Annotated in this window: 17 protein-coding genes and 1 pseudogene; all 18 read left to right on the plus strand. The window is 34.0% G+C overall.

Annotation, left to right across the window (positions count from 1 at the left end):
* Positions 1-75: 75 nt before the first annotated feature.
* The 18 genes and pseudogenes from rpsH (at position 76) to dnaK (ending at position 12,684) form a co-directional block, all read left to right on the plus strand.
* Complete coding sequence (gene rpsH, locus VRU49_RS05580) at positions 76-474, plus strand: 30S ribosomal protein S8 (protein ID WP_330145798.1); 399 nt, start codon at positions 76-78, stop codon at positions 472-474.
* Positions 475-489: 15 nt separating this feature from the next.
* Positions 490-1,047 carry a 50S ribosomal protein L6 gene (gene rplF / locus VRU49_RS05585; RefSeq protein WP_330145799.1) on the plus strand — a complete coding sequence of 186 codons (558 nt, stop codon included), beginning with the start codon at positions 490-492 and terminating at the stop codon, positions 1,045-1,047.
* 5 nt (positions 1,048-1,052) lie between these two features.
* Positions 1,053-1,406 (plus strand): 50S ribosomal protein L18, encoded by a 354-nt coding sequence (gene rplR, locus VRU49_RS05590; RefSeq protein ID WP_330145800.1) that lies wholly within the window; start codon positions 1,053-1,055, stop codon positions 1,404-1,406.
* 15 nt (positions 1,407-1,421) lie between these two features.
* Positions 1,422-1,940: a 30S ribosomal protein S5 gene (gene rpsE / locus VRU49_RS05595; RefSeq protein WP_348527889.1), complete on the plus strand. Its 519-nt coding sequence runs from the start codon at positions 1,422-1,424 to the stop codon at positions 1,938-1,940.
* Between the two features lie 4 nt (positions 1,941-1,944).
* On the plus strand, positions 1,945-2,124 hold the full coding sequence (rpmD, locus tag VRU49_RS05600) for a 50S ribosomal protein L30 (protein WP_330145801.1): 180 nt from the start codon (positions 1,945-1,947) through the stop codon (positions 2,122-2,124).
* 101 nt (positions 2,125-2,225) lie between these two features.
* Positions 2,226-2,672 carry a 50S ribosomal protein L15 gene (gene rplO / locus VRU49_RS05605; protein WP_330145802.1) on the plus strand — a complete coding sequence of 149 codons (447 nt, stop codon included), beginning with the start codon at positions 2,226-2,228 and terminating at the stop codon, positions 2,670-2,672.
* A 104-nt stretch (positions 2,673-2,776) separates the two neighbouring features.
* The gene (secY, locus tag VRU49_RS05610) at positions 2,777-4,117 is read left to right on the plus strand and encodes a preprotein translocase subunit SecY (protein ID WP_330145803.1); all 1,341 of its coding nucleotides are present in this window, start codon (positions 2,777-2,779) and stop codon (positions 4,115-4,117) included.
* A gap of 2 nt (positions 4,118-4,119) precedes the next feature.
* Entirely contained in the window at positions 4,120-4,911 is a 792-nt protein-coding gene (gene map / locus VRU49_RS05615) for a type I methionyl aminopeptidase (RefSeq protein ID WP_330145804.1), read from the plus strand.
* Positions 4,912-4,978: 67 nt separating this feature from the next.
* Complete coding sequence (gene infA / locus VRU49_RS05620) at positions 4,979-5,197, plus strand: translation initiation factor IF-1 (protein ID WP_010599888.1); 219 nt, start codon at positions 4,979-4,981, stop codon at positions 5,195-5,197.
* 47 nt (positions 5,198-5,244) lie between these two features.
* Positions 5,245-5,361 (plus strand): type B 50S ribosomal protein L36, encoded by a 117-nt coding sequence (gene ykgO / locus VRU49_RS05625; RefSeq protein ID WP_330145805.1) that lies wholly within the window; start codon positions 5,245-5,247, stop codon positions 5,359-5,361.
* Positions 5,362-5,433: 72 nt separating this feature from the next.
* Positions 5,434-5,811, plus strand: a complete 378-nt coding sequence (gene rpsM, locus VRU49_RS05630) for a 30S ribosomal protein S13 (RefSeq protein ID WP_330145806.1) — start codon at positions 5,434-5,436, stop codon at positions 5,809-5,811.
* A 21-nt stretch (positions 5,812-5,832) separates the two neighbouring features.
* Positions 5,833-6,222 carry a 30S ribosomal protein S11 gene (gene rpsK, locus VRU49_RS05635; RefSeq protein WP_330145807.1) on the plus strand — a complete coding sequence of 130 codons (390 nt, stop codon included), beginning with the start codon at positions 5,833-5,835 and terminating at the stop codon, positions 6,220-6,222.
* A gap of 61 nt (positions 6,223-6,283) precedes the next feature.
* A complete protein-coding gene (gene rpsD / locus VRU49_RS05640; RefSeq protein WP_330145808.1) occupies positions 6,284-6,892 on the plus strand; it encodes a 30S ribosomal protein S4 in 609 nt (202 codons plus the stop codon).
* A gap of 82 nt (positions 6,893-6,974) precedes the next feature.
* A complete protein-coding gene (locus VRU49_RS05645; RefSeq protein WP_330145809.1) occupies positions 6,975-7,967 on the plus strand; it encodes a DNA-directed RNA polymerase subunit alpha in 993 nt (330 codons plus the stop codon).
* Positions 7,968-8,170: 203 nt separating this feature from the next.
* Entirely contained in the window at positions 8,171-8,731 is a 561-nt protein-coding gene (gene rplQ / locus VRU49_RS05650) for a 50S ribosomal protein L17 (RefSeq protein WP_330145810.1), read from the plus strand.
* Positions 8,732-8,809: 78 nt separating this feature from the next.
* The gene (locus tag VRU49_RS05655; protein WP_330145811.1) at positions 8,810-10,006 is read left to right on the plus strand and encodes a class I SAM-dependent methyltransferase; all 1,197 of its coding nucleotides are present in this window, start codon (positions 8,810-8,812) and stop codon (positions 10,004-10,006) included.
* A 208-nt stretch (positions 10,007-10,214) separates the two neighbouring features.
* Positions 10,215-10,622: pseudogene (locus VRU49_RS05660) on the plus strand (ORF6N domain-containing protein); the annotation flags it as partial.
* A gap of 151 nt (positions 10,623-10,773) precedes the next feature.
* Positions 10,774-12,684: a molecular chaperone DnaK gene (gene dnaK / locus VRU49_RS05665; RefSeq protein ID WP_330145812.1), complete on the plus strand. Its 1,911-nt coding sequence runs from the start codon at positions 10,774-10,776 to the stop codon at positions 12,682-12,684.
* The last annotated feature ends 29 nt before the right edge of the window (positions 12,685-12,713 follow it).

A 12,713-nucleotide genomic window follows, 5' to 3' on the forward strand; every position in this document is an offset into this window, starting at 1 on the left:
TAAAATTGAGTATTAACCGATAAAAGGTCTTTCCTGAATGGTTTGGGAGGGAAACCATTATCATAAATAAATATAATGAATACAGATCCAATAGCAGATTATCTGACTAGATTAAGAAATGCGATTAAAGCAAATCATAGAATCGTAGAGATCCCTGCTTCTAATTTAAAAAAGGAAATTACGAAAGTACTTTTTGACAAAGGCTACATTGCCAATTACAAATTTGAGGATACAACTGCACAAGGAACAATTAAAGTTGCTTTGAAGTACAATCCAATCACAAAAATTCCTGCAATCCGTACATTAACTCGTATCAGTAAGCCAGGATTAAGGCAATATGCAGGCGTAGAGAATATGCCAAGAGTATTAAATGGTTTAGGTATCGCAATCTTATCTACCTCTAAAGGTGTAATGACCGACAAAGAGGCTGCCAAATTAAACATTGGTGGTGAGGTTTTGTGTCACGTTTATTAATAGGAGGAAACACAAATGTCAAGAGTAGGAAAATTACCGATGAGTATTCCAGCTGGAGTAACCATCAATATAGATAAGAATAGTGTTGTTACTGTTACTGGTCCAAAAGGAACTTTAACTCAAGCAATTGATCCGGATATTACTTTAAAGCAAGAAGATGGTGTTTTAACAGTTGTTCGTCCTTCAGATCAAAAAAGACATAAAGCATTACATGGTTTATACCGTGCTTTAATTTACAATATGATTGTTGGTGTAACTAATGGTTATAAATTAGAGCAAGAACTAGTAGGTGTTGGTTACCGTGCTTCAAACCAAGGAAATACATTGGATTTAGTATTAGGTTATTCTCACCATTATGTTTTTCAGTTGCCTTCAGAAATTAAAGTAACTACAACATCAGAGAAAGGTCAAACGCCTAAAATTATACTTGAGAGTATCGATAAACAATTAATTGGTCAAGTGGCTGCAAAAATTCGTTCATTACGTGCTCCAGAACCTTATAAAGGTAAAGGTATTAAGTTTGTAGGTGAGGTATTAAGAAGAAAAGCAGGTAAATCAGCTTCTAAAAAATAATAGTCATGGCAGGAAAAAAATTATCTCGTAGAGATCGTATAAAAAAAGGTATCAGAAAAAGAGTAACAGGTTCTGATAGCCGTCCACGTTTATCAGTATTTAGAAGCAATAAAGGAATTTATGCTCAAATCATTAATGACGTAACCGGAAGCACTATTGTTTCTGCGTCTACCTTATCTAAAGATTTTGCTGGTAGTGGAAATAAAATTGAGCAATCAGTTGCCGTAGGTAAATTGATCGCTGAGAAAGCAATTGCAGCTGGAGTAAAAGAGGTTGTTTTCGATAGAAATGGTTATTTGTATCATGGTCGCATTAAATCTCTTGCTGAAGGTGCGCGTGAAGGTGGTCTAGTATTTTAATCTGAAAGTAGAAAAATGTCAACTATCAATATAAAAAGAGTTAAGACTAGCGAAATCGAATTGAAAGATCGTTTAGTTAGCATACAGCGTGTTGCCAAAGTAACCAAAGGTGGACGTACATTTAGTTTTTCAGCAATCGTAGTGGTTGGTGATGAAAATGGCGTTGTTGGTTATGGTTTAGGTAAAGCAAAAGAGGTTACTGAAGCGATTGCTAAAGGTGTTGATGATGCTAAGAAAAACTTAGTTAAAGTTCCAATTTTAAATGGAACTGTTCCTCACGAGCAAATCGGTAAATTCTCTGGTGGTTTTGTATTAATCAAACCAGCTGCAGTAGGTACAGGAGTAATTGCAGGTGGTGCTATGCGTGCAGTACTTGAAAGTGCTGGTATTCATAACGTACTTGCAAAATCAAAAGGTTCATCAAATCCTCACAACGTGGTAAAAGCTACTGTTGATGCATTAACAAAATTACGTGATGCTTATACAGTTGCTCAAAACCGTGGCGTAGATTTAAATAAAGTTTTTAACGGATAAAATCATGGCTAAAATCAAAATAACCCAAGTTAAAAGCGTTATCGACAGAAGCGAACGCCAAAAACGTACGATGCAAGCATTAGGTTTATCAAAATTAAACCAATCTGTAGAAGTAGAAGCAACTGGTGCTATCATTGGTATGGTTAGAAAAGTTAACCACTTAGTAGCAATCGAACGCATATAATTTTTAATTCAAGGCAGTCCTGATTCATTGGGACTGCCTTGATTTTTGTTTAATCGTTGTACCTGTTTAGTGAAAGCGAAGGGCAACACAACAATAATAAAATGAATTTAAGTAATTTAAAGCCTGCTAAAGGGGCTACAAAAAAAAGTAAAAGAATTGGTCGTGGTCAAGGTTCTGGTCGTGGTGGTACATCTACTCGCGGTCACAAAGGAGCTGGTTCACGTTCAGGTCACTCAACTAAAATTGGTTTCGAAGGTGGTCAAATGCCTTTACAACGTAGAGTTCCCAAAGTTGGTTTCAAACCAATCAACAGAACTGAGTATGTAGGTGTCAATTTAGATGTACTTCAAAATTTAGCAGAAAAATTTACATTAACTACAATTGATTTTGCTACCTTACAAGCGCATGGTTTAGCTTCGAAAAATGATCTAGTTAAAATCTTAGGTCGTGGCGAAATTAAAGCTAAATTAGACGTTAAAGCTCATGCTTTTTCTGCAACTGCATCAAAAGCTATTGAAGCTGTTGGCGGTTCAATCGAAAAATTGTAATTTACCAAACTAACTGAGCTTAGTCAGCTAGCTTATTAACCAAGGCTTGACTGGTAAGCTCATTCGCCATTTTGGCGGAAAACTATTTAAACTATTTTGCTTTAATGAAAAAGCTATTCACTACATTAAGTAATATCTGGAAGATCCAAGAATTAAAGGAGCGTATTCTTTTTACGCTTATGATTTTGTTGATCTATAGATTCCTTTCACATGTACCACTTCCAGGGGTAGATCCTGTTATGTTAAGCAATGAGGCCAAAAGCGGGCTTCTTGGATTATTAGATATGTTCGCTGGTGGTGCGTTCTCAAAAGTTTCGATTATTGCTTTGGGTGTTATGCCATATATTTCTGCATCAATTGTGGTGCAATTATTGGGTATAGCAGTTCCGAAGTTCCAAAAAATGCAGAAGGAAGGGGAGAGTGGACGTAAAAAATTAACTGAGATTACACGATATCTTACGGTAGTTATTACTATTGTTCAAGCAATTGGTTATGTAAAAACTCAAGTTCCTGCAAATGCTATTATTCCAGGAATTGATCCTACAATATTCTATATTTTATCTACTATTATTTTAACTGCAGGTACTCTATTTGTAATGTGGTTAGGTGAAAAGATAACCGATAAAGGTATTGGTAATGGAACTTCCCTTATCATTATGGTAGGTATTATTGCACGTTTACCACATGCACTTCGTCAAGAGTTTGATTTAAGAATTACTGGCGACGGTGGTCCTTTGTTAATTTTTGTTGAGATTTTAGCATTATTTGCTGTAGTAATGTTTACTATTTTAATTGTACAAGGAATTCGTAAAGTTCCTGTTCAATATGCTAAACGTATTGTTGGAAATAAACAAGTAGGTGGTGTAAGACAATATATTCCATTAAAAGTAAATGCAGCTGGTGTTATGCCAATCATTTTTGCACAAGCTTTAATGTTTTTACCTGCAGCTATTACCGGATTTATTCCTAGTTTACAAAATGGATGGTTAGCACAGTTTTCTAATCCATTGTCTTTTACTTATAATTTAACGTTTGCTTTATTAATTATTGCATTTACTTTCTTCTATACTGCTATAACAGTAAATCCTACTCAAATGGCAGACGATATGAAGAAAAATGGTGGTTTTGTCCCTGGAATTAAACCAGGTGTTGCAACAAGCACTTTTATTGATGATGTAATTTCTAAAATCACGTTTCCAGGAGCATTTTTCCTAGCAATTATTGCTATTCTTCCATCAATTGCTAATAAAGCAAATGTTGGTCAAGAGTTTGCACAATTTTTTGGAGGAACATCTCTTTTAATTTTAGTAGGTGTTGTTTTAGATACTTTACAACAAATTGAAAGTTATTTATTAATGCGTCATTATGATGGATTAATGAAAACTGGAAGAGTAACTGGTCGTACTGGTATTCCTGCAGCAGGAACTAGCAATGCGCCTTTATAATAATGACAAAAAAAATTATTTATAAATCAGCAGAAGAAATAGAAGGTATTAGAGAAGCCGCAATGATGGTTTCTCTAACACTTGCTGAAGTGGCTAAAATTATAGGTCCTGGCGTTACTACGCTTCAATTGGATAAACTGGCTTATGAATTTATAAATGATCATAAAGCCGTTCCAGCCTTTTTAAATTATAATGGATTTCCATATTCATTATGTATTTCTCCAAATGAACAAGTAGTACATGGATTTCCCAGTGATTACGTTATTCAGGATGGCGATTTAATTTCTGTTGATTGTGGAGTTGTACTTAATGGTTTTGTTGGCGATTCGGCTTATACATTCCCTATAGGTAATATTTCTGAAGAGCAGGCTCAATTAATTAAGGTTACAAAGGAATGTTTGAATCTAGGAATTGAGAAAGCTGTAATTGGAATGCGTACTGGAGATATAGGTTATGCTATTCAACAGCATGCTGAGTCTAATGGATTTGGAGTGGTTAGAGAATTAGTAGGTCATGGTGTTGGTTTAAGTTTACACGAAAAACCTGATGTTCCTAATTATGGGCGAAGAGGAAATGGTCCAAAATTGGAGCAAGGAATGGTAATTGCTATTGAGCCGATGATTAATGCTGGTACTGCTGATATTAAGTTTTGGAATGATGGGTGGACTGTAACAACAAGAGATAAGAAGCCATCTGCTCATTATGAGCATACTGTAGCTATTGGACGCGGAAAACCTGATGTTTTGTCAACATTTTCTGTAATAGAAGAAGTTTTAGAGAAAAAGAATAAATAATTAAAAATTTTTGTTTAATTTTGCAACCCTGTTGAAGAGCAGCTAAATAAGTAAAAATCAGTATACTATGGCTAAACAAGCCTCAATTGAGCAAGACGGAGTAATTAGAGAAGCCCTTTCGAACGCTATGTTTAGGGTGGAATTAGAGAATGGGCATGAAATTATTGCGCATATTTCCGGTAAAATGAGGATGCACTACATTAAGATCTTACCTGGAGATAAGGTAAAATTGGAGATGTCTCCTTATGATCTTACCAAGGGTAGAATTACATATAGGTATAAATAGGATTATTTAAGAATAGATAATCAGTTAAAATATATAAAATTAATATAATGAAAGTAAGGTCATCAATTAAGAAGCGCAGCGCTGATTGTAAAATCATCCGCCGTAAGGGGAAACTTTTTGTTATAAACAAAAAGAATCCTAAGTTTAAACAACGTCAGGGATAATAAAAAATTGGAACGAATCCCGTACAACGGTGGCCCGCCGTTCGGTCGTTCAAAAAAAAGTAATTTATAAATATGGCAAGGATATCAGGTATTGATTTACCAAGAAACAAAAGAGGAGTTATCGGATTAACGTATATCTACGGAATCGGAAGAGCTACTGCTGAACGCATTTTAAGTACTGCTGGAATAGACGAGAACAAAAAAGTTCAAGATTGGTCTGATGATGAGTTATCACAGATCCGTAACATGATTAATGACGAAATTAAGGTAGAAGGTGCCTTACGTTCAGAAGTTCAGCTTAATATTAAGCGATTAATGGATATTGGTTGCTACCGTGGACTTCGCCATAGAAAAGGTTTACCTGTTCGTGGTCAACGTACAAAAAATAACTCTCGTACTCGTAAAGGAAAGAGAAAAACAGTTGCAAACAAGAAAAAAGCTACTAAATAAGATTAGTATCCCAATATAATTATGGCTAAAAGTAAAAAAGTAACCAAAAAACGTATCGTTGTTATTGAGCCTGTAGGTCAGGCGCATATCAATGCTACATTTAATAATATCATCGTTACCTTGACCAACAACAATGGTCAAACCATTTCATGGTCGTCTGCTGGTAAAATGGGTTTCAAAGGTTCTAAAAAGAACACTCCATATGCAGCAGGTCAAGCGGCATCAGATTGCGGTAAGGTAGCCTATGATTTAGGACTACGTAAAGTAGAAGTATTTGTAAAAGGACCAGGTTCTGGTAGAGAATCTGCAATCCGTACATTACAAGTTGCGGGTATCGAAGTAACATCTATTAAAGATATTACTCCACTTCCACACAATGGATGTCGCCCACCTAAAAAGAGAAGAGTTTAATATTAATTTTTAAAGCTAAGAGTCTTCCGAATTTGTCGGAATGATACTTTAAAACAACACAATGGCAAGATATACAGGACCTAAGTCCAAAATCGCACGTAAATTCAGAGAGCCTATTTTTGGCCCTGATAAAGTTTTAGATCGTAAAAACTATCCTCCAGGTCAGCATGGTGCTTCAAAAAGAAGAGGTAAGCAATCAGAATATGCTGTTCAATTAATGGAGAAGCAAAAAGTTAAGTATACTTACGGAGTATTAGAAAAACAATTCCGTAACTTATTTAAAAAAGCTTCAGCTAAGGTAGGTATTACAGGAGATAACTTATTACAATTATTAGAAGCTAGATTAGATAATACAGTTTATCGTCTAGGTATTGCTCCAACCCGCTCTGCAGCTCGTCAGCTAGTTAGCCATAAGCATATCACTGTAAACGGTGAGGTTGTAAATATTCCTTCTTATCAATTACGTGCTGGTGATGTTGTTGCTGTACGTGAGCGTTCTAAGTCATTAGAAGCAATTACAATTTCTGTAGCTGGACGTACAATTAATAAATTTAATTGGTTAGATTGGAATGCAAAGGAATTTACAGGTACTTTCCTTATGTATCCTAATCGCGATGAGATTCCTGAAAATATTAAGGAAAACTTAATTGTCGAGTTATACTCTAAATAAAACTAGTTAGACTTGCTTGTTAATCAGGCAAGTCTACTTTTAGTTTAATCATTATTCATAACGATCTAATAAAACATATTAAATGGCAATTTTAGCATTTCAGAAACCAGACAAAGTTATCATGCAAAAATCAACAGATTTTGATGGTACGTTTGAATTTCGCCCCCTTGAGCCCGGTTTCGGTGTAACAATTGGTAATGCATTAAGAAGAATCCTTCTTTCATCTTTAGAAGGTTTTGCGATCACCAGCATCCGTTTCTCCGGTGTTTCTCACGAATTCTCTACCATGAAAGGTGTTGTAGAAGATCTTACTGAGATTATCCTTAATTTGAAACAAGTACGTTTCAAAAAAGTAGGTGACTCTGGTGATTCTGAGAAAGTTTTCATTATTATCAATGGTAAAGATCAATTCTTAGCTGGAGATATTACAAATTTCTCTAACAATTTCGAGGTTTTAAACCCTGAATTAGTTATTTGTAACATGGAGAAATCTGTAACTTTAGAGGTTGAACTTACGATTAATAAAGGTCGTGGTTATGTTCCTGCTGAAGAAAATAAAGTTACTGATTCTGTAGTTGGTGTAATAGCAATCGATTCGATTTTTACTCCAATGAAAAATGTAAAATATACGATTGAAAACTATCGTGTTGAACAAAAAACAGATTATGAGAAGTTAATTTTAGATATTTCTACAGATGGATCTATCAATCCTGAAGATGCATTGAAAGAAGCTGCTAAAATTTTAATTCAACACTTTATGTTATTCTCAGATGAGAATCTTGTATTAGAATCTCAAGCTAAAGAAGAATCTAAAGAAGTTGATGAAGAAATTTTACATATGCGTAAAATCTTAAAAACTGAATTAGTTGATATGGATCTTTCTGTAAGAGCATTAAATTGCTTAAAAGCTGCAGATATCCGTACACTAGCTGATCTAGTTTCTTATGATGTAGCTGATATGTTAAAATTCAGAAACTTTGGTAAGAAATCGTTAACAGAAATCCAAGAATTGGTAAAATCTAAACAATTATCGTTTGGAATGAACCTTTCTAAATTTAAGTTAGACGAAGAATAAATACTTAGTAGACAGTAGATAGTAGACGGTATTGGGTATTATAATCTAATTATAGCTCAGAAATTTCTGCGAATTAGCTACTAGTAGTGGAACTAACTACAAACTACCAATTACTAAGTAACTAATAAGAATAAATTTGTATTCACTGTGTATAATTCCCTCAGATTAATTTCAAAGAGACGGTATACACTTAATTAAAAAAAATGAGACACGGTAAAAAATTTAACCACTTAGGTAGAACTAGTTCACATAGAAAATCTATGTTAGCTAACATGGCTACATCATTAATTACACACAAACGTATTACTACTACTTTGGCTAAAGCTAAAGCATTACGTATGTATGTTGAACCAATCATTACTAAATCAAAAGAAGATACTACGCATTCTCGTAGAACTGTATTTAGTTATCTTCAAGATAAAGATGCAGTAACTATGTTGTTTCGTGATATTGCTCAAAAAGTTGCTAACCGTCCAGGTGGTTATACTCGTATTATTAAATTAAACAATCGTTTAGGTGATAACGCGGAAATGGCTCTAATTGAGTTAGTAGATTATAACGAAGTTTATGGTAAAGATTCAGCTGCAGCAGAGAAGAAAACTACGCGTAGAAGTAGAGCTAAGAAAACTACTTCAGCACCTGCTAAAAAAGCAGCTGAAGCGCTTGAAGAGGCTCCAGTTGTTGAAGAAGAAGTTGTTGAAACTCCAGTTAATGAAACTGAAGAAGCACCAGCTACAGAAGAAAATAAAGAAGATAAAGCTTAATTTTAAGTTTTATTTCATAAGAAAGGCGTTCAATTTTTGGACGCTTTTTTTGTTTAAATTTGTCTCATATTTATTTTTATGAAATTAGATCACCTCGATGTTTTTAAAACTGAAATTCAATCATCTTTAGAAAATAATAGCTTCGTTAAACTATCGTTAGGTAATTATAAAGGTGAAATTGATGCGCTTAAAAATATTTATGTTAAACCGATCTTTATAAAGAGACAACCTCATTTATCATTTACATATAGATATAAAACTCGGGATATTGTAAAAAACTTTTCAATAATTGATGGTGAAAGAGTTATTGCTTCTGCACTAGAGGATGGATTTCAAATTGCAACCTTGACAACTACTGCTGAGGAATTTCAATTCGAGATTTTTAAAAGTGGCAAATCTGTATTAAGAAAACGTCTTTTAAATGAAGTTCGTCCAGTAGAAAATTCACATAATAGAAAAAAGCAGTATAAAATATCTAATTCAGCGGCAAATTATTTACAGGAATTAGGACTTACTGATGCAAATGGTACCGTATATAGTAATGCTCAAGATAAGTTTAAACAAATTAATAGATATGTTGAATTATTAGCACCGCTAATTAATGAGCTTAAAATTGAGCATTCTTTTAATGTTGTTGATATGGGGGCAGGGAAAGGCTATTTGACTTTTGCCTTGTATGATTATTTAGTTAATTCTTTAAAAAAGCAAGCATTTGTTAAGGGCATTGAATTCAGACAAGATCTTGTTGATATTTGTAATTCAATTGCATTGCATTCAGGATTTCAAAATTTAAGTTTTGAGCAAGGAACCATACAAGATTATCAAGGCCCAACAGATATATTAATTGCTTTACATGCTTGTGATACTGCAACTGATGATGCAATTGCTAAGGGAATTCTTGGGAATGCGCAGCTAATTATTGTAGCACCTTGTTGTCATAAACAAATTAGAAGAGAGATTGAAAATAATAAGGTTGTAAATGATATAAGCTTTCTTACAAAGCACGGAATCTTTTTAGAACGACAAGCGGAAATGGTTACGGATGGTTTACGAGCTATGTATTTAGAATATGCTGGTTATAAAACCAAGGTTTTCGAATTTATTTCAGATGCTCATACCCCTAAAAATGTAATGATAGTAGGTGTTAAGAAAAATGAAGAAAGTGAACGTTTGAAACAAGAAAGACAAACGAAAATTTTAGCTTCAATTCAAGATGCTAAACGTTATTTTGGCATTACCGAACATCACTTAGGTGGTTTGCTTGGGGCTAAATAAATGTCAATAAAATTAAAATAATTAATTTATATATTTAAGGTGTCGCAATTTGCGACACCTTAAATATATTATTATGTCTATTGATCAACCAAGTTCAATCATCCCTGACGAAGTATTGATTAATAAAATTTATTTTTTAAGGAATCATAAAGTTATGCTAGATAGAGATTTGGCTAAATTATATGGTGTATAATCTAGAAGATTAAGGGAGCAAGTAAAAAGGAATGCAGCAAATTTCCCACCTAATTTCATGTTTCAGTTAACTGAGGAGGAAGTAGAATCCTTACTTTTTAATAATGTGATAAGTTCTAAAGGAAATTTGGGTGGTTTTTTGCCATTTGTTTTTACTGAACATGGCGTATTAATGTTAGCTAACGTATTGCGAAGTACTCAAGCTATTTCAGTGAGTATTAGAATTATCGAAATATTTATAACGCTTCGGGATAAGATGTTTGAGAATGTTGAATTGAAACGAGCTATTATGAAACTTGAAAATTTAACTAAAAACAACACTAAGAATATTGAATTAATTTTCGATTATAGTGATGAATTGTCTGAAAAATCTAAATCTTCTGCTGAACGTGAAAAAATAGGTTTTAAAATCACTAAAAAATAACCATACTAATTTCTGTCAATCTGTCACCCTCTACAATTAGTTATTTTCCATTTTAACAGACATAATTAAGATATTTCTGCCAAAAATTAATTGGCATAAGGCTTGATTATTAGTTTTCATAAATATTAATTTTTATAATACAATATATACAATGGGAAAAATAATTGGAATCGACTTAGGAACTACCAATTCATGCGTATCAGTAATGGAAGGTAATGAGCCTGTAGTTATTGCAAACAGTGAAGGTAAACGTACAACTCCATCAATCGTTGCTTTTGCTGAAAATGGCGAAAGAAAAGTTGGTGAGCCCGCCAAACGTCAGGCGATAACAAATCCTACCAAAACAATTTCTTCTATTAAGAGATTTATGGGAAGTAGTTTTGGAGAGGTTTCTAGTGAATTAGGGCGTGTACCTTATAAGGTAGTAAAAGGTGATAATGATACACCAAGAGTTGAAATTGACGACAGAAAATATACACCTCAAGAAATTTCAGCTATTATTCTTCAAAAAATGAAGAAAACTGCTGAAGATTTCCTTGGTACTGAAGTTACAGAAGCTGTTATTACAGTTCCTGCATATTTTAATGATGCTCAACGTCAAGCTACGAAAGAAGCAGGTGAGATTGCTGGATTAACTGTAAAACGTATCATAAATGAGCCAACTGCTGCTGCATTAGCGTACGGATTAGATAAAGCACATAAGGATATGAAAATTGTTGTGTTCGACTGTGGTGGTGGTACACATGATGTTTCTGTTCTTGAATTAGGTGATGGTGTTTTCGAAGTAAAATCTACTGATGGTGATACTCATTTAGGTGGTGACGACTTTGATCATGTGATTATAGATTGGTTAGCTTCTGAGTTTAAATCGGAGTATGGAATGGATTTACATCAAGATCCAATGGCTATGCAACGTTTAAAAGAAGCTGCTGAAAAGGCAAAAATTGAATTATCGAGCACAACAGCATCAGAAATTAACTTGCCTTATATTACTGCTGATGCAACTGGTCCAAAACACTTAGTTCGTAATTTAAGCCGTGCTAAGTTTGAGCAATTAGTATCTGATTTAGTAAAACGTACAATTGAGCCTTGTAAATCTGCTTTAAAAAATGCAGGATTAAAGACTTCTGATATTGATGAGATTATTTTAGTAGGTGGTACTACAAGAATTCCTGCAATTCAAGAAGCTGTTAAAGCATTTTTTGGAAAAGAGCCTTCTAAAGGAGTAAACCCTGATGAGGTTGTAGCAATTGGTGCTGCGATTCAAGGTGGTGTTTTAACTGGTGAAGTAAAAGACGTATTATTATTAGACGTTACTCCATTATCTTTAGGAATTGAAACTATGGGTGGTGTAATGACTAAATTAATTGAAGCGAATACAACTATTCCTTCTAAAAAGTCTGAAACTTTCTCTACAGCGGCTGATAACCAACCATCTGTAGAAATCCATATCTTACAAGGTGAACGTCCAATGGCGGCACAGAATAGAACAATTGGAAGGTTTATTTTAGATGGAATTCCACCAGCACCTCGTGGTGTTCCTCAAATTGAGGTTGCTTTTGATATTGATGCTAACGGTATCTTACACGTTAGTGCAAAAGATAAAGCTACAGGTAAAGAACAAAAAATTCGTATTGAAGCTTCATCTGGTTTAACAGACGAAGAAATCAAGAAAATGAAAGAAGAAGCTGAAGCAAATGCTGAAGCAGATAAAAAAGCTAAGGAAGAAGCAGATAAAATTAATAGCGCTGATGCTTTAATTTTCTCAACTGAAAAGCAATTAACTGAGTTTGGTGATAAATTATCAGCTGATAAAAAAGCGCCAATTGAAGAAGGTTTAGCTAAACTAAAAGCGGCTCATTCTGCTCGTAATTTTGCTGATATTGATGCTGCACAAGCTGAGCTTCAAAATGCATGGAATGCTGCTTCAGAAGAAATGTACAAAGCCGGACAAGATGGTCAAGCTGCTCAAGGTCAACCTAACGATGGTCAGCCTAATGCAGGAGGTGATACTGTAACGGATGTAGATTTTGAAGAAGTTAAAGACGACGATAAAAAATAAGTCGGAATAATGTAATTCATAAAAGGGGC

The organism is Pedobacter flavus, from assembly GCF_036324285.1.
GTDB classification, from domain to species: Bacteria; Bacteroidota; Bacteroidia; order Sphingobacteriales; family Sphingobacteriaceae; genus Pedobacter; species Pedobacter flavus.

Bases quoted from the DNA above. Each gene is read 5' to 3' on its own strand.
- rpsH (WP_330145798.1), top strand. From the start codon at position 76: ATGAATACAGATCCAATAGCAGATTATCTGACTAGATTAAGAAATGCG.
- rplF (WP_330145799.1), top strand. From the start codon at position 490: ATGTCAAGAGTAGGAAAATTACCGATGAGTATTCCAGCTGGAGTAACC.
- rplR (WP_330145800.1), top strand. From the start codon at position 1,053: ATGGCAGGAAAAAAATTATCTCGTAGAGATCGTATAAAAAAAGGTATC.
- rpsE (WP_348527889.1), top strand. From the start codon at position 1,422: ATGTCAACTATCAATATAAAAAGAGTTAAGACTAGCGAAATCGAATTG.
- rpmD (WP_330145801.1), top strand. From the start codon at position 1,945: ATGGCTAAAATCAAAATAACCCAAGTTAAAAGCGTTATCGACAGAAGC.
- rplO (WP_330145802.1), top strand. From the start codon at position 2,226: ATGAATTTAAGTAATTTAAAGCCTGCTAAAGGGGCTACAAAAAAAAGT.
- secY (WP_330145803.1), top strand. From the start codon at position 2,777: ATGAAAAAGCTATTCACTACATTAAGTAATATCTGGAAGATCCAAGAA.
- map (WP_330145804.1), top strand. From the start codon at position 4,120: ATGACAAAAAAAATTATTTATAAATCAGCAGAAGAAATAGAAGGTATT.
- infA (WP_010599888.1), top strand. From the start codon at position 4,979: ATGGCTAAACAAGCCTCAATTGAGCAAGACGGAGTAATTAGAGAAGCC.
- ykgO (WP_330145805.1), top strand. From the start codon at position 5,245: ATGAAAGTAAGGTCATCAATTAAGAAGCGCAGCGCTGATTGTAAAATC.
- rpsM (WP_330145806.1), top strand. From the start codon at position 5,434: ATGGCAAGGATATCAGGTATTGATTTACCAAGAAACAAAAGAGGAGTT.
- rpsK (WP_330145807.1), top strand. From the start codon at position 5,833: ATGGCTAAAAGTAAAAAAGTAACCAAAAAACGTATCGTTGTTATTGAG.
- rpsD (WP_330145808.1), top strand. From the start codon at position 6,284: ATGGCAAGATATACAGGACCTAAGTCCAAAATCGCACGTAAATTCAGA.
- VRU49_RS05645 (WP_330145809.1), top strand. From the start codon at position 6,975: ATGGCAATTTTAGCATTTCAGAAACCAGACAAAGTTATCATGCAAAAA.
- rplQ (WP_330145810.1), top strand. From the start codon at position 8,171: ATGAGACACGGTAAAAAATTTAACCACTTAGGTAGAACTAGTTCACAT.
- VRU49_RS05655 (WP_330145811.1), top strand. From the start codon at position 8,810: ATGAAATTAGATCACCTCGATGTTTTTAAAACTGAAATTCAATCATCT.
- dnaK (WP_330145812.1), top strand. From the start codon at position 10,774: ATGGGAAAAATAATTGGAATCGACTTAGGAACTACCAATTCATGCGTA.